We start from the raw sequence: 23,897 nt of genomic DNA, 5'->3' as shown, positions 1-23,897 counted from the left end.
GGTGTGAAGAGGTGGCTTTATGCACGCGCAAGTACAAACACAACAACACAGCGCCAGCGGCAGCCTGCGCTTCAGCGGGATCGGTAAAACCTTTCCCGGCGTGAAAGCGCTGGACGCTATCAGCTTCGTCGCGCATCCGGGGCAGGTTCATGCCTTGATGGGCGAGAACGGCGCCGGCAAATCGACTCTGCTGAAAATCCTCGGCGGCGCTTACATCCCGAGCAGCGGCGAGTTGCAGATCGGCGAGCAGACCATGGCGTTCAAGTCGACGGCTGACAGCATCGGCAGCGGCGTCGCGGTGATTCACCAGGAGCTGCATCTGGTGCCGGAAATGACCGTCGCCGAAAACCTGTTCCTCGGCCATTTACCGGCCAGTTTCGGTTTGATCAATCGCGGTGCTTTGCGCCAGCAAGCGTTGAATTGCCTGAAAGGCCTGGCCGACGAAATCGATCCGCAGACCAAAGTCGGGCGCTTGTCGCTCGGCCAGCGACAACTGGTGGAAATCGCCAAAGCCCTGTCGCGCGGCGCGCATGTGATCGCCTTCGACGAACCGACCAGCAGTCTTTCGGCCCGTGAGATCGACCGCTTGATGGCGATCATCGGCCGCCTGCGCGACGAGGGCAAAGTCGTGCTCTACGTCTCCCATCGCATGGAAGAAGTGTTCCGCATCTGCGACGCGGTCACAGTGTTCAAGGACGGTCGCTACGTGCGCACGTTCGAGGACATGAGCCAGTTGAGCCACGATCAACTGGTGACCTGCATGGTCGGGCGCGACATTCAGGACATCTACGATTATCGCCATCGTCCACGCGGCGCCGTCGCGCTGAAGGTCGCCGGCCTGCTCGGCCCGGGTCTGCGCGAGCCGATCAGTTTCGAGGCGCACAAAGGTGAAATTCTTGGCCTGTTCGGACTGGTCGGGGCAGGGCGCACCGAGCTGTTTCGTTTACTCAGCGGGCTCGAACGTCACACGGCCGGGCGTCTCGAATTGCGCGGTCATGAACTGAAACTGCGCTCACCGCGCGACGCGATTGCGGCGGGGATTCTGCTGTGTCCGGAAGATCGCAAGAAGGAAGGCATCATCCCGCTGGCCAGCGTCGCCGAGAACATCAACATCAGTGCGCGTGGCGCGCATTCGGGGCTCGGTTGCCTGATTCGCGGTCTGTGGGAAAAAGGCAACGCCGACAAACAGATCAAAGCGCTGAAAGTGAAAACCCCGCACGCCGGCCAGCAGATCAAATTCCTTTCCGGCGGCAATCAGCAGAAGGCCATTCTCGGCCGCTGGCTGTCGATGCCGATGAAAGTTTTGCTGCTCGATGAGCCGACACGCGGCATCGACATCGGTGCGAAAGCGGAGATCTACCAGATCATCCATAACCTCGCCGCCGACGGCATTTCGGTGATCGTGGTGTCCAGCGACCTGATGGAAGTGATGGGTATTTCCGACCGCATTCTGGTGCTCTGCGAAGGCGCCCTGCGCGGCGAAATCAGCCGCGACCAGGCCAATGAATCCAACCTGCTGCAACTGGCTTTGCCGCGCCACCGCGCTGACGGCGTGGCGAACTGAGAGGTGACTATGATGACAACCCAAAACGAAACCCTGCCCAAAGAGCGCAAACCGCTGGACATGCGCCGCTTCCTTGATGACTGGGTCATGTTGCTGGCGGCCGTGGGCATTTTTGTCGCCTGCACCTTGCTGATCGACAACTTCCTTTCGCCGCTGAACATGCGCGGTCTGGGCCTGGCGATTTCTACCACCGGGATTGCCGCGTGCACGATGTTGTACTGCCTGGCGTCGGGGCATTTCGACTTGTCGGTGGGCTCGGTGATTGCCTGCGCTGGCGTGGTCGCGGCGGTGGTGATGCGTGACACCAACAGCGTATTTCTCGGTGTCAGTGCAGCGCTGGTGATGGGCCTGATTGTCGGGCTGATCAACGGCATCGTGATTGCCAAGTTGCGCGTCAATGCCTTGATCACGACGTTGGCGACCATGCAGATTGTTCGCGGTCTGGCTTACATCTTTGCCAACGGCAAGGCGGTGGGCGTGTCGCAGGAATCGTTCTTCGTGTTTGGTAACGGCCAATTGTTTGGTGTGCCGGTGCCGATTCTGATCACCATCGTTTGCTTTCTGTTTTTTGGCTGGCTGCTGAATTACACCACCTACGGGCGCAACACCATGGCCATTGGTGGTAACCAGGAAGCGGCGTTGCTGGCGGGTGTGAACGTTGATCGGACCAAGATCATTATCTTTGCCGTGCATGGCGTGATTGGTGCGTTGGCGGGGGTGATTCTGGCGTCGCGCATGACCTCCGGGCAGCCGATGATTGGCCAGGGTTTTGAGCTGACGGTGATTTCGGCTTGCGTGCTGGGCGGGGTGTCGTTGAGCGGCGGGATCGGCATGATTCGGCATGTGATTGCCGGGGTGTTGATTCTGGCGATCATTGAGAATGCGATGAACCTGAAGAATATCGACACGTTTTATCAGTATGTGATTCGTGGTTCGATTCTGCTGCTGGCTGTGGTCATTGACCGTCTGAAGCAGCGCTAAGATCAAGAGCCCCTCACCCCAGCCCTCTCCCGGAGGGAGAGGGGGCCGACCGAGGTGTCTGGCGTGATACATCGACCTGAAAGATTGTGTCGATTATGGATTCAGCAAGGCGCTTTCAGGTCGGCGAACCTCCTGAGCATCCCCCATTCAGTCCCCTCTCCCTCCGGGAGAGGGTTAGGGTGAGGGGAAGGGTCGACCGAGGTGATTCGTCGACTGAAAGACCTCGTCGATTATGGATTCGGTAAAGCACTTTCAGGTCGATGTATCTCCCAAATATCCCCCATTCAGTCCCCTCTCCCTCCGGGAGAGGGCTAGGGTGAGGGGCTTTTGATTCTCCCGCCTTTCGTCACTCTCCCTAAATATCCCTTGCCCGCCCACGCTTGTTTCGGGTATCAATTTGTACATGATTAGACAGGTACGATTTGACAAGAAACAACGGGTGGTCGACGAACTCGTCCGACGCATCGAAAGCGGCCTCATGGAGGACGGCTTTCTGTTGCCTGGCGAGCATCAGTTGGCTGAAGAATTCAAAGTCAGCCGAGGCACGCTGCGCGAAGCGCTGGCCGAACTGAAACGACGTAACTACATCGCCACGCAAAGCGGTGTCGGTTCCATCGTCACTTTCGACGGTGTCGCCCTCGACCAGCGCAGCGGCTGGGCGCAGGCCTTGGCCGATAGCGGGGCGATGATCAATACCGAAGTGTTGCGTCTGGAAGCCGTGACCCGGCCAGACCTGCTGTCGCGATTCGGCACTGACCAATTCATCACCCTCGACCGTCGTCGCCGTTCCAACGAGGGCACGCTGGTCTCCCTCGAACGCTCGTTGATGCCAGCCACCGGCGGCCTGGAAAGCCTGCCGCGCGTTGGTCTGATCGACAATTCCCTGACCATTACTTTGGCCGCCTACGGTTACATCGGCGAACGCGGCGATCAATGGATCGGCGCCGAACCGTTGAATGCCGAAGACGCCGCACTGCTTGGCCGCCCTGAGGGCACGGTGTTCCTCAAAGCCCTGCGCACCACTTACGACCGCCAGAACCGTTTCATGGAGCTGGTTGAAAGCCTGCTCGACCCGGTGCATTTCCGTCTGCACCTGCAATTTGGAGAATCGAAATGACCGCGCTCAACCGTGCCCTCGGCGCTTTCTATGGCCTGGCCCTCGGTGATGCGCTGGGCATGCCGACGCAATCGCTGAACCGCGAAACGATCAAGACCCGCTTCGGCCAGATCACCGATCTGCAGGACGCCGGCCCCTTGCAGCCGATCGCCGCGAACATGCCCAAAGGCTCGATCACCGATGACACCGAGCAGGCGATTCTGGTCGGCGAATTGCTGGTCGAAGGCAAGGGCCGCATCGAGCCGGCGATCCTCGCGCAACGTTTGATCGAGTGGGAAGCCGAAATGCAGGCCAAAGGCTCGCAGGACTTGCTCGGGCCGTCGACCAAACGCGCGATCGAAATGATCCTCGCCGGCCATTCGCCGGAAGAAGCCGGGCGCTACGGCACCACCAACGGTGCGGCGATGCGCATTACGCCGGTGGGGATTGCGGCGGATGTTGTCGACCCTGAACGGTTTATTGCGGCGGTGGTACAGGCCTGCCAGGTCACCCACAACACCACGCTGGGGATTTCCAGTGCGGCAGCAGTGGCGGCGGTGGTGTCTGCCGGCATCAACGGCATGGACCTGGGCGAGGCGTTGAACCTCGGTCAGCAAATCGCTCAGCAAGCCGAGGCGCACGGGCACTGGGTCGCCGGTGGGCGTATTGCCTCGCGCATCAGTTGGGCGCGCACCATCAGTGTCGATAGCGACAAGGCTTTACTGGCGGATCTGCTCTACGACGTGATCGGCACTTCGGTGGCGTCACAGGAATCGGTGGTGGTGTCGTTTGCACTGGCACAGCAAGTGGCGGTCGGTGAGATGAGCGCGTTTGATGCGCTGTGCATGGCCGCCAGCCTTGGCGGCGACACGGACACCATTGCGGCGATTCTTGGCGCGATGCTTGGGGCCTGCCTGGGTCTTGAGAGTTGGCCTGCCGAGATGATCGAGACGGTTAAGGCCGTTAATCATTTGGAGCTTGAGCCGTTGGTGCAGGGGCTGTTGGCTTTGCGCTGATTGGGCTGACGTCTTCGCGAGCAGGCTCGCTCCCACATGGATTACACGGTACTTGTGGGAGCGAGCCTGCTCGCGATGGCCGCACCGCATATTCGAATATTTAACCCGCAATGGATCGCGCAGACAGGCCGAGGATGGCCGCGATGTCTTGTCGTTTTGCATCATTGCCACAACCACAAAAAAGGCAAACAGGAGCACCTTCATGAGTTCATCAAACGCCGGGCAAAGCGCCGGGCAACTGGAAACCCGCGGCATCGAACCGGTGCCGGAGGCCGAGTGCAACGGCCATCCGCTGCAACTGTTCTGGGTCTGGTTCGCCGCCAACATTTCCATCCTCGGTTTGCCATTGGGCGCCACGCTGGTGGCGTTTCGCGGGCTGGCGATCTGGCAGGCGATCATCGTCGCGATCATCGGCGCTGCCGGTTCGTTTGCGGTGGTCGGGATCATCTCGATTGCCGGCCGCCGTGGCCGCGCGCCGAGCCTGACCTTGTCACGAGCGATCTTCGGCGTGCGCGGCAATATCGGCCCGACACTGGTCTCGCTGATGTCGCGTCTCGGTTGGGAAACCGTCAACACCACCACTGCCGCTTTCGTGCTGCTGTCGCTGTGCTCGATCCTGTTCGGCTCACCGGTCGAAGCGAAAAGCGCACCGGTGCTGACGCTGATCTTCATCGCGATTTTCGTTCTGCTGACCTTGTCAGTATCCGGCCTCGGTCACGCGACGTTGTTGGTCATCCAGAAGTGGGCGACCTACGTGTTCGGCGCGCTGAACATTCTCGTTGGCGGCTTCCTCTGCGCGACCATCGACTGGAGCGCAGTGTTCAACGCGACACCGGCGCCGATGAGCGCAATGATCATCGGTATCGGCACCATGGCCGCCGGCACCGGCATCGGCTGGGCCAACGCTGGCGCCGACATGTCGCGCTATCAGCATCGCAGCGTCAAGGCTGTGCGTCTGGTCGCGTCTGCTGCGTTTGGTGCGGGCATTCCGCTGGTGCTGCTGATCACTCTTGGCGGTCTGCTGTCGGTGGGCAACAACGACCTGGCCTCGGCGACTGACCCGATCGTGGCAATTCGCGACATGCTGCCAACCTGGATGGCGGTGCCGTACCTGATCACCGCATTCGGTGGCTTGCTGCTGTCGAACAACCTGTCGGTGTATTCCGCTGGTTTGACCACGCTGACCCTCGGCCTCAAGGTCAAGCGCGTCTACGCGGTGGTGGTCGATATTGTCGCGATCTTCGCCGGCTCGATCTACTTCATGCTGATCGCCGACAGCTTTTACGGTCCGTTCATTACCTTCATTTCCTTGCTGGCGGTGCCGATCACTGCGTGGGTAGGGATCTTCGTCGTCGACCTGATTCATCGTCACTACTACAGCCCGAAGGACCTGCTCGACGTCAGCCCGAGCAGCGCTTACTGGTATCGCGGCGGTATCGAGTGGCGTGCGTTTGGTGCATGGGCGATTGCCATTGTCCTCGGCTTCAGTTTCACCACCATCGGCACCACTGCCGAGAACGTCTGGTTCAAGGGCTTCCTGTCCGACTCGTGGCTGGGCCACAACGGCCTCGGCTGGATCGTGACCTTCGTCGTCGCTGGTGGGATTTACTTTGTACTGGGCGGGGCGAAAGATCGCCGCGCCGCGCAAACCGAGAATGCTCATGCCTAAGATGTTGCACACCGGCCAGGTCATCATCGACCTGGTCATGGCCGTGGATAAACTGCCGCAGATTGGCGGTGACGTGCTGGCGCAGTCGGCCGGTTTCGAAGCCGGCGGCGGTTTCAACGTGATGGCGGCGGCGGTGCGTAACGGCCTGCCGGTGGTGTATCTCGGTCGCCATGGCAGTGGGCGTTTCGGCGATCTCGCGCGTCAGGCGATGAATGCCGAGGGAATTCACATCGGCCTCACCGAACCCGCACCGAAAGACACCGGTTTGTGTGTGGCACTGACCGATGCGTCCGCCGAGCGCAGTTTCATTTCCTACATCGGCGCTGAAGGTGAAGTGACTGAGGCGGATCTGAACAGCGTGCCGGCCGAGGCGGGCGATTACGTTTATCTCAGCGGCTACAGCCTGCTCCACGAAGGCAAGGCCCAAGCGTTGCTCGACTGGACGTTGGCGCTACCGGACTCGATCAATGTTGTGTTCGATCCGGGCCCGTTGGTGGAGTCGCCGGACTCGCCGCTGATGAAAGCGTTGCTGCCGCGCATTGATGTCTGGACCAGCAACAGTGTTGAAGCGCTGCGCTTTACCGGCGCTGAGGATATTGGCGCGACGCTGGATCGTCTCGCTGAACATCTGCCCGGCGATGTACTGATGGTGGTGCGTGACGGCCCGCAAGGGTGCTGGATTCATCAGGTCGGCGAGCGTCGGCATGTGCCGGGGTTTGCCGTGAAAGCCGTGGACAGCAATGGCGCGGGTGATGCCCATGCCGGGGTGTTTGTTGCCGGGTTGGCGCAGGGTTTGTCAGCGCATGAAGCAGCGCGGCGGGCGAATGCGGCAGCGGCGTTGGCGGTGACACGCTGGGGGCCGGCGACATCGCCGGGGGCAGATGAAGTGGATGCGTTTATCCGCGAGTCCGGCGACGCCTGATAGATAGCTTTCGCGAGCAAGCTCGCTCCCACATTGAAATGCATTCCAATGTGGGAGCGAGCTTGCTCGCGAAAGGACCATTAGTTTCAACACAAAATTCAATGCTGGATACCGCTCGCCGCATCGGCAGCGAGCGGCCTCAGGACTACTGCAGATCCAGCTTGCGCGCCGCCTCAACGCCAGCGGCACTGAGCTTGATCGGCAGGTTCAACGAATGTTCGCCAGCCTCGTTGCAGGTCACATGCCCGTGGTGAATCAGTCCACGATCCTGCAAAGCGGCGAGGGCGCTGGCCACGACTTTCTCGCCCCGGTAATTGTCCAGCACCTCCTTGCCCAGTCCACTTGGGTGGGCGTGCAGCAGGCGGGTGAGGACTTCTTTTTCCAGGTTTTTATCGACGTTCATGGTTACCTCTTCATTGGGTTGAACAGGACGCTCGCGTCGGCGAACTACTGACCGGATCCTTCGGAACCGGAGCCACCAGTGGTGGTTTTGGAGCCGACGCCGGGGCCCGCGTTGTCTGGCGTGGCGGGGGCGTCGGGAGTGTTCATGCCGCCCTGACGACCCGGGTCACTGCCCTGCGTGCGCGGGTCGGTCCCGGTGGCGGGAGGCTGATTGATCAGGGGCACGCCAGAGCCATCGGTGTTCATTCCGGGGGCACTGTTGATGGCGGGCGCGCGTGGTGGGGTCGGATCGGTAGGGCCGGTGCCCGCAGCGGTGGCGGATGCGGCGAAAACCGCAGGGCAGAGCAGGGCGCTGAATACGAAAGCGGTCAACCTTGACGGGATCATAGGGCGTCTCCAGTGATTGGAATCCTTACCTCTCGTTGGTCTGCCCGGTGAGCGGATTGGTGCCTGATCAGCGACGAACGGTCTAGATTGCCTGCGCCGCTTTCAGACTGATCCGTCGCCAGAGCAAGCGGCCAACGGTAATCAGCCAGTTGGCCAACGCGACGATCAATACCGTCAAAAGCAGCGTGCTCATGCCGTGTTCTACGATGATCTTCCCGGCCAGAAACGGGAAGCCGAACACGCCGATGAAGTAGGCAAGACTGAACAGCAACAAGGCCTGCGACGTGGTGCCGGCCGGTGCTTCGTTGGCCGCCAGTCCGTTGATCACCGAATAGGTCAGGCCATAACCGACGCCGAGCATCACCGCTGCCAGCAGATAACTGAAGCCGCTGTGCACGCCGAACGCGAACAGCACAATCGAAGCCAGCATCAGCCCCGATAGCAGGCACGATGCGCGCAATGGATCACGCTTGACGACATAGCCGGCGATCAGCATCCGACTGCTGATTGCTGCACTCATGAAACCGAGAAAGAACAACGAATAATCCAGCGAGCGCGCCGCCGCGTAACTGGTCTGAAAACTCGACAGACCGCCGAATACGCAGCCGCCGAGACCAACCATGATGATCGCAAACAGCGCTCGTGAACCGAGCACTTGAGTGGTTGCTTGCCAGGTGATTCTCGCGGCAGACGTGGCTTGTGTGCTTTTCAATCGAGCACCGAGATGCCAGAACAGCAGCACACCGATCAGGCTTGCCAGCGCCGCCAGATAAAACGCCGAGGTCACTGGCAACCCCAAGGCACTGGCTGCACGCCCGAGTAATGGGCCGCTGCCAATGCCGGTCATCATGCTGCCCGAGAGCAGCGCGAAGTACTTGGCCCGCTGCGCCGGCGTCACCAGACTGGCGACGATGATCGGCCCCAAGGTGTAGAAAACACCCCAGCCCAATCCCAGTAACAAACCGAAAAACAACAACAGATGACCAAACCCCGGCGTCAGCGCAAAGCCCAGACTCGCCGCGACCAGCAACAGCCCGAACAGTGCAATCGAGCGCGCCGCGCCGAGCCAGTCCGACAGATGCCCGGACATCAGCACCGCAACAAACGTACTGAGCATCGCCGCCGAAATCACACTGCCGGCATCGTGCTCATTGCCGCCGCGAGAGCCGATCAACAACGACAGCAAAAACGTCGAACCATAGGACAGCGACAGCAGATAACTGGCGAGACAGAACAAGCCGAACAGCTTGCCTGCGACCTTGGGTGTTGTTTGCGACATGACGCGGTTCCTTGACCGGAAAAACTCAGCGTCGTCTGTTTAACACGTCAGGCATGCGGCTTAGGTCTGAGGTTGGCGAAGTCAGGATCACTGCACGCCGGAGTAATGCTCAAGCGATGCCGATCTCTTCCTTGAATTGCTCCATGAAGCCCTTCAGACGATGATGACGGACCTGCGCCAGACGCTGGCCGGCGGCAGTCTGGAAACCGTCGGCGAGGTGCAGCAGTTTGGTCTGGAAGTGATCGAGGCAAAAACGTTTGTCGTCGTAGTCGCGCTGTTTCGCTTCGGGATCCTGCGGGTCGTACAGCGCCGAGCCCATGCGACCGGCGATGTAGAACGTACGGGCGACGCCGAGCATACCCAGCGAGTCGAGGCGGTCGGCGTCCTGGACGATTTTCGCTTCGAGGGTGCGCGGAGTGATGTTGGCGGAGAAGCTGTGGGCTTCGATGGCGTGGGCGACGGCCGCGATTTTTTCTTCGGGCCAGTTCAGATCGGCCAGCACTGACGAAGCTTTATCTGCCGCCAGCCGCGAAGCCTGCGAACGCAGCGGTGAATTCTTCTCGACGGACACGCAATCGTGCAAGAGCACGGCGGCCAACAGCACCTCAAGATCTCCACTTTCTTCTTCATGCAACGTACGCACGTTGTGCCAGACGCGCTGCAAGTGGGCGAGGTCGTGGGCGCCGTCGTCGGACGGCTCCAATGCATGCGGCAGCAACTCTGCTGCCAGTGCCTCCACGGGTGTAAAAAACTCACGGTTCATAAGCATCCTTTCAGATTGTCGAAGTCCCTGTGTGGGAGCGAGCCTGCTCGCGAATGCTGTCTGTCAATCAACAATGCAGCTGACTGAAAGGACGCTTTCGCGAGCAAGCCCCCACAGGGAACTGCAATGTTTGTAACAGTGCGCAGGGTAGTGTGTGTTTTGCCATGTGACGAGCGCCGCGCACGGCCTTAGTATGGCGTTTTCCTTTTCCGACAAGGCCCGTCCATGACGATCGAAATCCGCCCGGCGACCCCCAGCGATGCTCCGCAAATCCTCGCCTTCATCACTGAACTCGCCGATTTCGAAAAGGCCCGCCACGAAGTCATCGCCAGCGTTGCCGACATCGAACGCAGCCTGTTCGGCGAAGGCGCCACCGCACACGGTTTGATCTGCCTGCGCGATGGTCTGCCGATCGGTTTCGCCGTGTTCTTCTTCAGCTACTCGACCTGGCTGGGCAGCAACTGCCTGTACCTCGAGGACCTCTACATCACCCCGGAGCAACGCGGCGGCGGTGCCGGCAAAACCCTGCTGCGTCACCTGGCAAAAATCGCCTGCGACAACGACTGCGGCCGCTTCGAATGGAGCGTGCTGGACTGGAACACCCCGGCGATCGAATTCTACAAATCCCTCGGCGCGCAACCGCAGGAAGAGTGGGTGCGCTACCGCATGGATGGCCAGGTCCTGCGTGAGTTTGCCGAGGGCTGATCACAATGATGGCGATCCGGCAGTAATTCGATTGTCGCCAGCGCTCTAGTCCGGCATCCTACGCGCCATTTTTGCGCGCTCACGGACGACATCTGCAATGCCTCTGGCACAACTTCTCCACGCCCGTGGAGCCTTCGCTGCGTCAACGAGTGACCAGCGATGAGCGGACTACGGGCGACAATGCGTCTGTACGGCCTGGTGAAAAACTCGGGCTCGAGCGACAACCCCCAGCGCCAACCGGTCGATATTCTCTGCACCGTCAATCGTACGGGCGGCGAAGCCATTCGTGCGTTCGTGTCACGGCTCGATGCCGAGTTGATGAGGCGCAGTGCCGGGCTTGACGATTACCGCGTGATAGCGCTGCGCACCTTCGATCCGACGGCGTTTATCAACGCCCATCAAGGCTGGCTGATGCTGCACATTTGCTGTGGTTTCGTTGCCCCTGCCGAGCATTCGTTGCTCAAGGACGGCGGGTTGATGCCGATGGGTTGGTACGTCTATTCCGAGATCGGCCAGTGGACGGCCCAGCATCATCTCGACCTCGGCACACAAATGGCCGAACTGCTGCAATCGACTTACGAGCGTAATCACCTGCGCAACTACAACGCCTGGCTCAACGAACTCGACGACGCCTCGCCGGCCGAACTGGCCTGGCAAACCGACGAAGCCTGGCGACACTTGCAAACCGCCGCATCACCCGACAGCCGTGAGCATTGCCACGCCCTGTTCGACCCCGTCGACAACCGCTGGCGCTTCGCCGCGACCGACATCGATATTCATCAGCCGCCCCCGGAACCCCTGAAGCAAGGAGCTTTGAATTGAGTGGTAAACCCGCTGCACGCGTCACCGATCCGACCGCATGCCCATTGCCAGGCCATGGCACCAACCCGATTGCCTCCGGCTCGCCCGACGTCTTCTTCGACGGCCTCGCCGCCGCGCGCATGACCGATAAATCGGCGTGCGGCAGTCCGATTACCGGAGCCGTTTCCGGCACCGTGTTCATCAATGGCCTGAATGCCGCAACGCTCGACAGCACTGGCGGGCACGGCAATGTCGTGGTCGGTGGTTCGGGGACGGTGATTATCGGCCAAAGTGGCGGCGGGGCGGCGTTTAGCGGATTGCTGCCGATGCCGGTGCATTTCAATGATCGGATGCAGATTGTTGATGAAAACAGCGGTGAACCGCTTTCCTATATTGCCTACGTCATCGAACGGGCAGATGGAACGCTGGAACGAGGCGTCACTGATGCCAAGGGTCATACCCACACGGTCAGTTCGCACCTCAAAGAAACCATCAAACTGTACGTGGAGTAATACCGATGGGAGCTCAATCCGGAGCCGTTCAAGGATGCATCGGGAGACTGGTCGCCAGTCATGAGTTGACGACAAAAGAGGATCAGACGGTCAAACCCGTGACGCTTGCCAGAGAGGTTGTGGCTTTTTTCATTGGCGGTGCTGGCGATTCGGAAAGTTACTACGGAGACGGGCCTAGCAACTACACCTTGCGGGCCATGGAAGCTTTGCAGGTCCGTTTGGGCTCGAGCTATGGCGGCAAATTCCAACCCTATTACATGGGATACAACGATGTAAAAGGGGATGCCGACCTCGAAGAGTTTGTATTCTCCAAGCTGCCTCACAAGTCCGCACATGTCTACATTGTGGGTCATAGTCTGGGCGGGTGGAACGGCGCGCATTTGTCGCAGATTCTCACCGATAAAGGTTATATCGTGAAAATGCTCGTTACTCTGGATCCTGTGGGGGAAGGTGTGATGGTGGCGTTGATTTCGGATATTTACTGGTTGGAGCCAACGCCCAAGGCTGAAACCTGGATCAACGTTCGGGCAGAGCCTGACGAGATGGATCGAACCGACGTAGTCGCTTGGGTGGGGGGCAAGTGGGATATCGAATCCGGTCCCGATGTTATGGGGATCGTCAAATTCAACCATTACTCGGCCTTGAGATTGTATGAGTCCCGCCTGGAGTGCGGGCAGTCGGCATTGGATTTGTCGGCGAGTTCAATTGCTGGTTACTTGAGGGAAGGTGCATGAGATGGGTATTGCTGATCGCTGTGTCGTTATTGTGCGTTGCCTGCGCAAAGTCTCATGACATCACCCCCGCGTCATTGGGCTATGAATCGATTACGCCGCGCTCGAATAGCGTTTTTTTTGAGGTCAATTTCAATTCGGATGTGGAACTGCTGGAGATTTTCTGGCGGGAAAAGAAAGCGAACAGCTTTGATCAGGTGTTTGTTTGTGCCTTGGGTGATGACACGGACTTTTCCATTGAACATACGATATCGAAAGCAGCAATGGGTTTGGTCAGAGAAAACAAGGAGCATTTGAACAAGGCCGGATTCGGATATACCGCGAGCATTGCTTTCAAGGACGTTGGTGAAAAGAAAAGGACCTCGAAGTACTTGAGTCGTGACGCCATAAAAGGCTTGTTGAAAGACAAGCAGATGATTCCGTGCAAAGTGGTGGTTACGGCAACGGGTTATAAGGCGTATTACACCAAATCACTGTTCATCCCCGTTGCAGATGTCTTTTCTGCCCTGTCGGACTACGACAGTTTTCGATGACGTGCCCAGCAGTTGATTTTTGGAGTGGTAATGGCAAGGTTGCTTTTGGTTTTTTTGTTTGCGTTGTGTTCCTCTTGCATGCACTTGGATGTTCCACCCGCAAGGCTTGAATTTGTCTCGATCAATCACGAGATGTCTTCCTCTTACGACCTGCGTTTCACCTCCGACCGAAACCTCATTGACCTGTATGAGGATCATGGGCGACGAGGGCAGATTGGTACCTGGATCCATTGCTCGTTGAATGGCGATGCGGATTTTTCCATCGAACATGAAATCGTCCTGGAGGCCTCGGGAATCGTCAGCGGCATGCGCTTGATCGAGGGCGATCGTCGTTATGAGATGTTCGCGAATATCAGTGTCGAGAATCACGCCGTCAACGACGGCCGTAACCACATCCGACCGGTTGAGTTGGTGCAGATCCTCAAACCGCAGGAATACATTCCGTGCAAGGTGGTGATCACCGCGTTCCCGTTCGTGGCGTATTACTCGAAAGTCATGTACATGCCCACGTCGCGGTTCATTGCTGCAATAGAAAATCCCCGCGTGGCGCCCGCGCGTATTTCGCTTGAACAGTCCGACCGACCGAGGTCGTTGCTGCCTTTTGCCTCAGTGTGCATCGTGCGCTGGCGCTATGACCTGGCGCTGGGATATGACCAGATTGACAGCCTCGGACTCTGTAGCGACGTGCCCTATGCCGGCATGTTGGCTTCGTTTGCACCGAACAACACGAAGCTGAAGGTTGTTTCAGGTTCAGAGGAAAACCCGGCGCCCTTCGCGGCGTACACCATTATTCGCGCTGACGGACGCCGGGAGCCTGGAATAACTGACGACAAGGGCCGCACACATGAGGTGGGATTCAGCGAGTACGAAACAGTGAGGATCCTGATCAACAATAATCTGGATGTCGTTCAGCGTTGGACAAAATGGACTGATTCTGTCCCAGAATATGGGATGTAAAATTACATATTGAGATTTAGCGCCTGAGAGGTCTATAGTCCATCGCACTCACTGCCAAAAACAAAACAGGTGAAGCGATGCTGGCGCAATTGATCGCGCTCGATTGGGGGACGACCTCATTACGTGCTTACAAACTCGCGGCGGGCGGTGTGGTGCTGGAGCAGCGCGCGCTGTCGTCCGGGATCATGCAACTGCCGAAGACTCCGCGAGTCATCAACGGTCGCGAATGCGCCGATGGTTTTGAACTGGCGTTTGACGAGGCGTGCGGCGACTGGCTCGATGCGCAGCCGGATCTGCCGGTGATCGCCTGCGGCATGGTCGGCAGTGCGCAGGGCTGGCGTGAAGCGGCCTACTGCGAGACGCCGGCGAACGTCGCTAATCTCGGAAAATCCCTACAAACAGTTGTCAGTCTGCGCGGCACGGTCGTGCATATCGTGCCGGGTGTGATTCAGCGTTCGCGCCTGCCGAATGTGATGCGCGGCGAAGAAACCCAGGTCCTTGGCGTGCTGCAGAATCTGCCGATTGAGGCGGGTGCTGATCTGTTGATCGGCCTGCCGGGCAGTCACTCGAAATGGGTCGACGTGGTCGATGGCTGCATCACTCATTTCGATACCTTCATGACCGGCGAAGTGTTCGCCGTACTCAGTGAACACAGCATTCTCGGCCGGACCCTGAAGCAGGGTGCGACGTTCGATGCTCTGGCGTTTGACCGCGGTGTGCAGATTGCGCAGTCGGCGGATGGCGAGCTGGGCGTGCTGTCGACCTTGTTCAGTGCTCGCACGCTGGGGCTGACCGGTGAATTGAGCCCGACCGCGCAGGCGGATTATCTGTCCGGCCTGATGATCGGCCATGAACTGGCGGCCCTCACCACGGTTCAGCGACGTCGTCGCAACAATCCGAATCTTCCTTCGATCATCCTCATCGGCAATGCGCAACTCTGTGTGCGCTACAGCCGCGCCCTCGACGCCTGTGGTTTCGCCAACGTGACGCTGGCCGAGCAGGCCACCGAGCGTGGTCTGTGGCAACTGGCGCTGGCCGCCGGACTGATTGATTCCTCATCCCGTTAACCCTGACTGGAGGCCTGACATGCTCAAGCAAGCATTGGCGCAAAACGGTCTGATCGCGATCCTGCGTGGCCTGCATCCGCAGGAAGCCGCCGCTGTCGGAGAAGTCCTGTATGCGGCCGGATTTCGCGTCATCGAAGTACCGCTCAATTCCCCTTCGCCGTACGAAAGTATCCGCATCCTGCGCAAAACCTTGCCCGCTGATTGCCTGATCGGTGCCGGCACGGTGTTGACGCCGGAACAGGTCGGGTTGGTGAAAGAAGCCGGCGGCCAAGTGATCGTCATGCCGCACAGCGACGCCAAGGTCTTGCGCGCGGCAAAAGCGGCGGGGCTGTTTCTGTCGCCGGGTGTCGCCACGCCCACCGAAGCCTTCGCGGCGCTGGAGGAGGGCGCGGACATTCTCAAGCTGTTCCCGGCCGAGCAGATGGGACCGGCGGTCGTCAAAGCCTGGCTTGCGGTGTTGCCGGCGGGGACGGTGCTGGCGCCGGTCGGCGGTATTACCCCGGACAACATGCAGGCGTTTATCGACGCTGGCGTGAAAGGTTTCGGCCTCGGTTCCGGCTTGTTCAAACCGGGCATGACGCCGGAGCAGGTGGCAGTGAACGCCAAGGCCTACGTGGCCGCGTGGAAGGCCCTTCGCTAAGACTTTCTGGCGCTGCGTGCGCTGCATCTATAAGAGAGACAAAAAGATGAAAATCACCAAACTCACGACCTTCATCGTCCCGCCGCGCTGGTGTTTCCTCAAGGTTGAAACCGACGAAGGCGTCACCGGTTGGGGCGAGCCTGTGGTCGAAGGCCGCGCGCACACCGTTGCGGCTGCCGTCGAAGAATTGTCCGACTACCTGATCGGCAAAGACCCACGCAATATCGAAGACATCTGGACCGTCCTGTATCGCGGCGGTTTCTACCGTGGCGGCGCGATCCACATGAGCGCACTGGCCGGTATCGATCAGGCGTTGTGGGACATCAAGGGCAAGGCCCTTGGTGTGTCGGTGAGTGATCTGCTCGGTGGTCAGGTGCGTGACAAGATTCGCGTGTATTCGTGGATCGGCGGCGACCGCCCGGCCGACACCGCGCGTGCGGCGCAAGAGGCGGTGAGCCGTGGTTTTACTGCGGTGAAAATGAACGGCACCGAGGAGTTGCAGTTTCTCGATACCTTCGAAAAAGTCGATCTGGCGCTGGCCAACGTCGCCGCTGTGCGTGATGCGGTCGGGCCGAACGTCGGCATCGGTGTCGACTTCCATGGCCGCGTGCACAAGCCGATGGCCAAGGTGCTGATGAAGGAACTCGATCCGTACAAACTGATGTTCATCGAAGAGCCGGTGCTCAGTGAAAACTACGAAGCGCTGAAGGAACTGGCGCCGCTGACCAGCACGCCGATTGCCCTTGGCGAGCGACTGTTCTCGCGTTGGGACTTTAAACGCGTGTTGAGCGAAGGCTACGTCGACATCATCCAGCCGGATGCTTCCCACGCCGGCGGCATCACTGAAACGCGCAAGATCGCCAACATGGCCGAAGCCTACGACGTTGCGCTGGCGCTGCATTGCCCGCTGGGGCCGATTGCGCTGGCAGCGTGTTTGCAACTGGACGCGGCTTGTTACAACGCGTTTATCCAGGAGCAGAGCCTGGGCATCCATTACAACGAGAGCAACGACTTGCTCGACTACGTGAAGGATCCGCGGGTGTTCGATTACGACAAAGGTTTCGTGAAGATTCCGAACGGGCCGGGGTTGGGCATCGAGATCAACGAGGAATACGTGATCGAGCGTGCTGCGGTTGGGCATCGCTGGCGCAATCCGATCTGGCGTCATGCCGATGGCAGTTTTGCCGAGTGGTGAGCACTGCCTGACACACCCGATGAGATCGTTCCCACGCTCTGCGTGGGAATGCCTCAATGGACGTTCTGCGTCCGCTTTTGGGACGCAGAGCGTCCCGGGCTGCATTCCCACGCAGAGCGTGGGAACGATCAGGCCTCAGGCCGACCTCAATAAACATAAAAAGAGGCTCTCCCCATGCAACCGCAAACCCTCACCGGGCAGGCGTCTTTAGTCACGCCCAGCCGTAAGCGGTTTTTCATCATGGTGTTGCTGTTTATCACCGTGGTCATCAACTACCTCGACCGCAGCAACCTGTCGATTGCCGCGCCGGCGCTGACTAGTGAGCTGGGCATCGATCCGATTCACGTCGGCCTGATCTTCTCTGCGTTCGGCTGGACCTACGCTGCCATGCAGATCCCCGGCGGCTGGCTGGTCGATCGCGTACCGCCGCGCATTCTTTACAGCGTCGCTTTGTTGCTGTGGTCTGTGGCTACGGTGATGCTCGGTTTCGCTGCCAGTTTCATCGCGTTGTTTGTGTTGCGCATGGCGGTCGGTGCGCTGGAAGCGCCGGCGTATCCGATCAACAGCCGCGTGGTCACGACGTGGTTCCCCGAGCGTGAACGCGCCACGGCCATCGGTTTCTACACCTCCGGGCAGTTCGTCGGTCTGGCATTCCTGACCCCGGTGCTGGCCTGGCTGCAACACGAATTCGGCTGGCACATGGTCTTCGTCGCGACCGGCGCGGTGGGCATCATTTGGGCTGTGATCTGGTACGCGGTCTATCGCGAGCCACGGGATTTCAAAGGTGCCAACGAGGCGGAAATCGATCTGATCCGCGAGGGCGGTGGTCTGGTCGATATTCAGCAGGAGACGGCCAAGGTCAAAGCCAAATTCAGCTGGACCGACTTGGGCATCGTGCTGACCAAACGCAAGTTGTGGGGCATCTACCTCGGCCAGTTCTGCCTGAACTCGACGCTGTGGTTTTTCCTGACATGGTTCCCCACCTATCTGGTGAAATATCGCGGCATGGATTTCATCAAGTCCGGCCTGCTGGCGTCGCTGCCGTTTCTCGCCGCGTTTATTGGTGTTTTGTGCTCGGGGTTCTTTTCCGACTTCTTGATCCGTCGCGGCTACACCGTCGGCTTTGCGCGCAAGTTGCCGATCATTGGCGGGTTGCTGATTTCCACCTCGATCATCGGCGCCAATTTTGTTGAATCGACGCCGCTGGTGATTGCCTTTCTGGCGCTGGCGTTTTTCGGCAACGGTCTGGCTTCGATCACCTGGTCGTTGGTGTCAACGTTGGCGCCGGCGCGGCTACTCGGTCTGACCGGCGGGGTGTTCAACTTCATTGGCAACCTGTCGGCAATTGCCACGCCGATCGTCATCGGCTTCCTCGCCAGCGGCGATTCGTTCGCGCCGGCGATCACCTATATCGCGGTGCTCGCATTGATCGGTGCATTGTCCTACGTGCTGTTGGTCGGCAAGGTCGAGCGTATCGAGTTGTAGTGGTCTGCGTCGGGCGACCATAATGCCGCCCGTTCCCTCGCTCAACGGTAAAAGGCTGGATATGCAGGAAGACGCCCCGGAAAAAACCAAGGACGCCGCGCCCACCGGCACGCAAACGCTGTTGCGCGGCCTCGGAGTGGTGCAAGCGGTGGCCAGTGGCGCCCGTGATCTCAAGGAGATTGCCCGGCTGATCGGCACCACACGCAGCACCACCCATCGTCTGGCCAGTTGCCTGGTCGACGAGCGCTACCTGCGCGTGGTGCCGCAAGTCGGTTATCTGCTCGGGCCTAAGCTGATCGAGCTGGGTTTTCAGGCGCGCGAAGAGTTGCCGCTGGTGACGCTGGCCGGGCCGTATCTGGACGAGTTGTCAGCGCTGACCGGCGATACGGTGCACTTGGGCATTCGTGAAGGCGATGAAGTGTTGTATCTGCTGAAGAACCCGGGACGCAATGGCCCGGAAATGCGCTCGCGGGTCGGCCATCGCATGCCGTTGGCGCGCACCGGGATTGGCAAGGCGTTGATGCTCGATGACTCGCCGAAAGATTGGCAGCGTCTGTACGACATCAGCCTGCCGGCGGGTGGGAAAAGTCAGTTCTGGCCGCAGCATCCCCAGCAGTCGTGGGAACAGCTTGAGCAACGCATGACCGAGTACGTCGCCGGTGGCTACGCGTTCGATCTGGAAGACAACGAACCGTCGATCCGCTGTGTGGCGGCGCCGATTCGCGATGCGAGCAAGGGCATTGTGGCGGCGATCAGTATCGCCAGCACCGTGCCATACATGCCGCTGGAAAAAATGGCCGAGCTGATTCCCCTGATCAAAGGGGTCACAGCCCGGCTTTCGGCAGAGCTAGGCCTGAAGGTTTAAACCTTGAGCGTCGCCATGTCGATCACGAAACGGTACTTCACGTCACCGGCGATCATCCGGGCGTAAGCCTCGTTGATCTGGCGGATGTCGAGCATTTCGATGTCGCAGGTGATGTTGTGCTCGGCGCAGAAATCCAGTACTTCCTGAGTTTCGGCGACGCCACCAATCAAAGAGCCGGCCAGTACGCGGCGGCTCATCACCAGTTTGCCGGCGTGGACCGGTGGATCAATCGGTTCGATCAGACCGACCAGAATGTGTACGCCGTCGAAACGCAGGGTGTCGAGGTACGGGTTGAGATCGTGCTGCACCGGAATGGTGTCCAGCAGGAAGTCGAAGTAACCGGCAGCCGCTTTCATCTGCTCGGCGTCGGTGGAGACGATCACATGATCGGCACCCTGACGACGACCTTCCTCAGCCTTGCTCGCCGAGCGGGTGAACAGCGTGACTTCGGCGCCCATGGCCTTGGCGAACTTGATGCCCATGTGGCCCAGACCGCCCATGCCGAGAATCCCGACCTTGTCGCCAGCCTTGACGCCGTAGTGCTTGAGCGGCGAGTAGGTGGTGATGCCGGCACAGAGAATCGGCGCGGCGCTGGCCAGTGCGAGTTTTTCCGGGATGCGCACGACGAAGTGTTCGCTGACGACGATGCTGTCGGAATAACCGCCCATGGTGTTGCTGCCATCGACCCGATCCGGGGTGGCGTAGGTCATGGTCGGGCCTTCGAGGCAATATTGCTCAAGGTTCGACTGGCACGCTTCGCAGGTACGGCAGGAGTCGACCATGCAGCCAACGCCGACCAGATCGCCTACTTTATGTTGGGTGACATTCGCACCGATCGCGGTGACTTTTCCGACGATCTCGTGGCCCGGCATCAACGGGTAAACGGCGATACCCCATTCGTTGCGTGCCTGGTGGATATCGGAGTGGCAGACGCCGCAGTAGAGAATCTCGATGGCAACGTCGTCGGCGCGCGGGCTGCGACGTTCGAACTTCATCGGGGCGAGGGGGGTGGTGGCCGATTGGGCGGCATAGCCGATGGCGGTGTACATGTGAAACCTCGCAAAAGCAGGAACAAGTGAGGCGGCGCATTTTGGGCGTCGACTGACCGGTCGGCCATGACGATTCCTCCGGGTCTCATGCCTAATCCTCCGGCATGCGGGTTTGATCGGTCGCATTGGCAAAAGGATCTGCGATGATGCTTTCATCCCCTATTTTCGTGATTTTTCGTGAAGAACAATTCGATGCAATTGACCCGTCATCTTGATGCCAATGCGCGGCTGGTTTCGCTGATCGAACCGCTGGCGCTTCGCGATGGTTATTCGCCGACCGGATTGCCCGGTGTGCAAGTATTGCGCGCCAGTTGCGACGTCGCCCGTGGCCCGCACATTTATGAACCGAGCCTGATGATCATCGCCCAGGGCAGCAAACTGGCGTTTCTCGGGCCACGCACTATGGAATACGGCGCCGGGCATTATCTGATTCAGGCGCTGCCGGTGCCGTTCGAATGTGAGACCTTCGCCTTGCCGGATGCGCCGTTGCTCGGCGTGTCGGTGGCGATTGATCGGGTGTTGCTCGGTGAACTGGTGCTGGCCATGGGGCTGGCGCCGGGCCGGCATATTCCCGCGCAGACGCCGGAGTCGATGACCTCAGTGGTGCTCGACGATGACATGCGTGGCTGTGTCGAGCGCTTGCTCAGTTGCCTGCACGATCCGCTGGAATGCCAGATTCTCGGGCCGGCGCGGGTGCGGGAGTTGTTGTTCACCGCGTTGCGCGGGCCGCAGGCCGATGTGTTGCGGGCGCTGGTCGAGCAGCAGGGGCAATTCGCGCGGGTGGCGGCGTCGATCAGTCATCTGCATGCGCATTACACCGAACCATTGAATGTCGAGACGCTGGCCGGTTGCGCGAACATGAGCGTGTCGACCTTTCATGAGCATTTCAAGCGCAGCACGCTGTTGTCGCCGGTGCAGTATCTGAAGCGTTTGCGGTTGTTGAAGGCGCAGACGTTGCTGGTGGCGGAAGGGCTGGGTGTGGCGCAGGTGGCGCATCGGGTGGGGTATCAGAGTACGTCGCAGTTCAGCCGCGAGTACAAGCGCTACTTCGAGCGTAGCCCTGGAGACGAGCGCGCCGCCTGATCCGGCGCAGATCCCTTGTGGTGTCAGAGGAATTCTGGGCAACAAAAAGGCCACCGATTTGGGAGCCTTGATGTTCAGCGGTTCGACTTACATGTTCGGATAAGTCGGGCCGCCAGCGCCTTCCGGCGTGACCCAGGTGATGTTCTGCGAAGGGTCCTTGATGTCACAGGTCTTGCAGTGCACGCAGTTCTGGGCGTTGATCTGGAAGCGCTTCTCGCCGTCTTCCTTGGTGATCACTTCGTACACGCCGGCCGGGCAGTAGCGCTGCGCCGGTTCGTCGTACAGCGGCAGGTTCTTGCTGATCGGGATGCTCGGGTCGGTCAGCTTCAAGTGGCAAGGCTGTTCTTCTTCGTGGTTGGTACCGGAGATGAACACCGAGCTGAGCTTGTCAAAGCTGAGTTTGCCGTCCGGCTTCGGATAGTCGATCTTCTTGCAATCCGCCGCGAGCTTGAGGCAAGCGTAGTCCGGCTTGGTGTCGTGCAGGGTGAACGGCAGTTTGCCGCCGAAGATGTTCTGATCCAGCCAGTTGAAACCGCCGCCGACAATGGCGCCGAACTTGTGGATCGCCGGGCCGAAGTTACGGCTGGCGAACAGTTCGTCGTAAAGCCAGCTCTTCTTGAACGCGTCGACGTAAGTGGTCAGCTCTTCAGTGCCGTCCTTTTCCGCGAACAGCGCGTCAGCCACGGATTCTGCGGCGAGCATGCCGGACTTCATCGCGGTGTGGCTGCCTTTGATCTTGGCGAAGTTCAGGGTGCCGAGGTCGCAACCGATCAGCGCGCCGCCCTTGAAGACCATTTTCGGCAGCGAGTTCAGGCCACCTTTGCAGATGGCGCGAGCGCCGTAGCTGATGCGCTTGCCGCCTTCCAGGTACTGAGCCAGCACCGGGTGATGCTTGAGGCGCTGGAACTCGTCGAACGGCGACAGGTAAGTGTTGCTGTAGGACAGGTCAACGATCAGACCGACCACCACCTGGTTGTTTTCCAGGTGATAAAGGAACGAGCCGCCGGTGTTCTCGGTGCCCATGATGTCCAGCGGCCAACCGGCGGTGTGCACCACCAGGCCTGGCTGGTGTTTGGCCGGGTCGATTTCCCAGATTTCTTTCAGGCCGATACCGTAATGCTGAGCGTCGGCATCGCTGTCGAGGTTGTAGCGCTTGATCAGTTGCTTGCCGATGTGGCCACGGCAGCCTTCGGCGAACAGCGTGTACTTGCCACGCAGTTCCATGCCAGGGGTGTACAGGCCTTCTTTCGGGTTGCCTTCGCGGTCGACGCCGAGATCACCGGTGATGATCCCGCGCACCACGCCTTGCTCGTCGATCAGCGCTTCCTGAGCGGCGAAGCCCGGGTAGATTTCTACGCCGAGATTCTCGGCTTGCTGGGCGAGCCAGCGGCACAGGTTGCCGAGGGAGATAATGTAGTTGCCTTCGTTGTGCATGGTCTTGGGCACAAAGAAGTCTGGAATCTTCTGCGCGTTTTCGGCGTTTTTCAGCACGAAAATATCGTCGCGGGTGACTGGCGTGTTCAGCGGCGCGCCGAGTTCTTTCCAGTCCGGGAACAACTCGTTCAGAGCGCGTGGTTCGAACACGGCACCGGAGAGGATGTGTGCGCCGACTTCGGAGCCTTTTTCGACCACGCAGACGCTGATTTCCTTACCGGCTTCGGCGGCCTTCTGCTTCAGACGGCAGGCGGCGGACAGGCCAGCGGGGCCGGCACCGACGATGACCACGTCGAATTCCATGTATTCGCGTTCCACAGGCTATCTCCTACTCAAGGCTCAACAGTTTTTTTTCTAATTTGGAGGTTTGATGTCGCATCCGCTATTCCTTTACGTTAACGTCAAGGGGAATATTGGAGACCGACCTTTCTCTCTAGGCGGCGCATTATATCTACACCACTCCGAGCGTCCAATACAAACGTTTGTTTGAATCGGCTCCAGCCCAGAGAAATCAAAGAAGCGCGGCTTATGAATGGTCATTTTGCTGTATTGACCGGAATAGGCGTTCCGGTCAAGATACGGGCGGTTTTACGCTCGTCGTAGGCAGACTGGCGGTTTCAAGAGCACGCCTAAAGACAGGGCACAGGCAGTAGAAGGTGATGCGCAGCGCAGTCCGGCGCGCAGTTTACACAGCGTGAAGATCAATGACTCGTCGGTCACCCCTGACGAACGGTCGCAGGTCTTCGCACCCTGTAGTCACC

The 23,897-nt window shown here is 59.6% G+C and carries 24 protein-coding genes; 18 read left to right on the top strand and 6 right to left on the bottom strand.

Annotated elements, in window-relative coordinates:
* The first annotated feature begins 19 nt into the window (after nt 1-19).
* From araG to AB4N44_RS09170, 6 genes are all read left to right on the top strand, one after another.
* The gene (gene araG / locus AB4N44_RS09195) at nt 20-1,564 is read left to right on the top strand and encodes an L-arabinose ABC transporter ATP-binding protein AraG (protein WP_137218839.1); all 1,545 of its coding nucleotides are present in this window, start codon (nt 20-22) and stop codon (nt 1,562-1,564) included.
* 12 nt (nt 1,565-1,576) lie between these two features.
* Nucleotides 1,577-2,545: an L-arabinose ABC transporter permease AraH gene (gene araH / locus AB4N44_RS09190; RefSeq protein WP_026000669.1), complete on the top strand. Its 969-nt coding sequence runs from the start codon at nt 1,577-1,579 to the stop codon at nt 2,543-2,545.
* Between the two features lie 403 nt (nt 2,546-2,948).
* Nucleotides 2,949-3,662, top strand: a complete 714-nt coding sequence (locus AB4N44_RS09185) for a GntR family transcriptional regulator (RefSeq protein WP_127929325.1) — start codon at nt 2,949-2,951, stop codon at nt 3,660-3,662.
* Complete coding sequence (locus tag AB4N44_RS09180) at nt 3,659-4,657, top strand: ADP-ribosylglycohydrolase family protein (RefSeq protein WP_127929324.1); 999 nt, start codon at nt 3,659-3,661, stop codon at nt 4,655-4,657. The genes AB4N44_RS09185 and AB4N44_RS09180 overlap by 4 nt, the downstream gene beginning before the upstream one ends.
* Before the next feature lie 202 nt (nt 4,658-4,859).
* Complete coding sequence (locus AB4N44_RS09175) at nt 4,860-6,326, top strand: purine-cytosine permease family protein (RefSeq protein WP_016986011.1); 1,467 nt, start codon at nt 4,860-4,862, stop codon at nt 6,324-6,326.
* Complete coding sequence (locus AB4N44_RS09170) at nt 6,319-7,248, top strand: PfkB family carbohydrate kinase (RefSeq protein ID WP_460109194.1); 930 nt, start codon at nt 6,319-6,321, stop codon at nt 7,246-7,248. Before AB4N44_RS09175 ends, AB4N44_RS09170 begins: the two co-directional genes overlap by 8 nt.
* A gap of 145 nt (nt 7,249-7,393) precedes the next feature.
* Here AB4N44_RS09170 and AB4N44_RS09165 read toward each other — a convergent pair whose 3' ends face one another.
* The 4 genes from AB4N44_RS09165 to AB4N44_RS09150 form a co-directional block, all read right to left on the bottom strand.
* Nucleotides 7,394-7,651 (bottom strand): hypothetical protein, encoded by a 258-nt coding sequence (locus AB4N44_RS09165; RefSeq protein WP_016986009.1) that lies wholly within the window; start codon nt 7,649-7,651, stop codon nt 7,394-7,396.
* Nucleotides 7,652-7,695: 44 nt separating this feature from the next.
* A complete protein-coding gene (locus AB4N44_RS09160; protein WP_007908306.1) occupies nt 7,696-8,037 on the bottom strand; it encodes a hypothetical protein in 342 nt (113 codons plus the stop codon).
* Between the two features lie 82 nt (nt 8,038-8,119).
* On the bottom strand, nt 8,120-9,316 hold the full coding sequence (locus AB4N44_RS09155; RefSeq protein ID WP_460109196.1) for an MFS transporter: 1,197 nt from the start codon (nt 9,314-9,316) through the stop codon (nt 8,120-8,122).
* A 109-nt stretch (nt 9,317-9,425) separates the two neighbouring features.
* Complete coding sequence (locus AB4N44_RS09150; protein ID WP_414916860.1) at nt 9,426-10,079, bottom strand: HD domain-containing protein; 654 nt, start codon at nt 10,077-10,079, stop codon at nt 9,426-9,428.
* Between the two features lie 225 nt (nt 10,080-10,304).
* Here AB4N44_RS09150 and AB4N44_RS09145 point away from each other — a divergent pair, with 225 nt between their 5' ends.
* The 11 genes from AB4N44_RS09145 to AB4N44_RS09095 all read left to right on the top strand — a co-directional run bounded on the left by AB4N44_RS09145 (nt 10,305) and on the right by AB4N44_RS09095 (nt 19,570).
* Nucleotides 10,305-10,784, top strand: a complete 480-nt coding sequence (locus AB4N44_RS09145; RefSeq protein ID WP_007908312.1) for a GNAT family N-acetyltransferase — start codon at nt 10,305-10,307, stop codon at nt 10,782-10,784.
* Nucleotides 10,785-10,943: 159 nt separating this feature from the next.
* Entirely contained in the window at nt 10,944-11,606 is a 663-nt protein-coding gene (locus AB4N44_RS09140) for a hypothetical protein (protein ID WP_460109200.1), read from the top strand.
* A complete protein-coding gene (locus AB4N44_RS09135) occupies nt 11,603-12,097 on the top strand; it encodes a PAAR domain-containing protein (RefSeq protein ID WP_150750649.1) in 495 nt (164 codons plus the stop codon). The genes AB4N44_RS09140 and AB4N44_RS09135 overlap by 4 nt, the downstream gene beginning before the upstream one ends.
* 5 nt (nt 12,098-12,102) lie before the next feature.
* Nucleotides 12,103-12,831 (top strand): alpha/beta hydrolase, encoded by a 729-nt coding sequence (locus AB4N44_RS09130; protein ID WP_150750650.1) that lies wholly within the window; start codon nt 12,103-12,105, stop codon nt 12,829-12,831.
* Complete coding sequence (locus AB4N44_RS09125) at nt 12,828-13,361, top strand: hypothetical protein (RefSeq protein ID WP_127929317.1); 534 nt, start codon at nt 12,828-12,830, stop codon at nt 13,359-13,361. Before AB4N44_RS09130 ends, AB4N44_RS09125 begins: the two co-directional genes overlap by 4 nt.
* A gap of 30 nt (nt 13,362-13,391) precedes the next feature.
* The gene (locus AB4N44_RS09120; RefSeq protein WP_150750652.1) at nt 13,392-14,318 is read left to right on the top strand and encodes a hypothetical protein; all 927 of its coding nucleotides are present in this window, start codon (nt 13,392-13,394) and stop codon (nt 14,316-14,318) included.
* Between the two features lie 77 nt (nt 14,319-14,395).
* Nucleotides 14,396-15,385, top strand: a complete 990-nt coding sequence (locus AB4N44_RS09115; protein ID WP_460109207.1) for a 2-dehydro-3-deoxygalactonokinase — start codon at nt 14,396-14,398, stop codon at nt 15,383-15,385.
* 19 nt (nt 15,386-15,404) lie between these two features.
* On the top strand, nt 15,405-16,025 hold the full coding sequence (locus AB4N44_RS09110; protein ID WP_116030467.1) for a 2-dehydro-3-deoxy-6-phosphogalactonate aldolase: 621 nt from the start codon (nt 15,405-15,407) through the stop codon (nt 16,023-16,025).
* Between the two features lie 46 nt (nt 16,026-16,071).
* Nucleotides 16,072-17,220, top strand: a complete 1,149-nt coding sequence (gene dgoD / locus AB4N44_RS09105; RefSeq protein WP_038364442.1) for a galactonate dehydratase — start codon at nt 16,072-16,074, stop codon at nt 17,218-17,220.
* A gap of 174 nt (nt 17,221-17,394) precedes the next feature.
* Nucleotides 17,395-18,705: an MFS transporter gene (locus AB4N44_RS09100; RefSeq protein WP_150750655.1), complete on the top strand. Its 1,311-nt coding sequence runs from the start codon at nt 17,395-17,397 to the stop codon at nt 18,703-18,705.
* Nucleotides 18,706-18,766: 61 nt separating this feature from the next.
* Nucleotides 18,767-19,570 (top strand): IclR family transcriptional regulator, encoded by an 804-nt coding sequence (locus tag AB4N44_RS09095; RefSeq protein ID WP_034155326.1) that lies wholly within the window; start codon nt 18,767-18,769, stop codon nt 19,568-19,570.
* On the opposite strand, the gene AB4N44_RS09090 is transcribed toward AB4N44_RS09095, so the two are convergent.
* Nucleotides 19,567-20,619, bottom strand: coding sequence for an NAD(P)-dependent alcohol dehydrogenase (locus AB4N44_RS09090; RefSeq protein ID WP_007908332.1), 1,053 nt, complete (start codon nt 20,617-20,619; stop codon nt 19,567-19,569). The two genes, AB4N44_RS09095 and AB4N44_RS09090, sit on opposite strands and share 4 nt — an antisense overlap.
* A 192-nt stretch (nt 20,620-20,811) precedes the next feature.
* Here AB4N44_RS09090 and AB4N44_RS09085 point away from each other — a divergent pair, with 192 nt between their 5' ends.
* Complete coding sequence (locus AB4N44_RS09085; protein WP_016985999.1) at nt 20,812-21,702, top strand: AraC family transcriptional regulator; 891 nt, start codon at nt 20,812-20,814, stop codon at nt 21,700-21,702.
* A gap of 87 nt (nt 21,703-21,789) precedes the next feature.
* Here AB4N44_RS09085 and AB4N44_RS09080 read toward each other — a convergent pair whose 3' ends face one another.
* On the bottom strand, nt 21,790-23,454 hold the full coding sequence (locus AB4N44_RS09080) for an electron transfer flavoprotein-ubiquinone oxidoreductase (protein WP_016985998.1): 1,665 nt from the start codon (nt 23,452-23,454) through the stop codon (nt 21,790-21,792).
* Nucleotides 23,455-23,897: the final 443 nt, after the last annotated feature.

The sequence above is a fragment of the Pseudomonas sp. S3_C06 genome (assembly GCF_054667675.1).
Note: the sequence above shows the minus strand (reverse complement) of the source record. Positions and strands in the feature narration are given on the sequence as shown.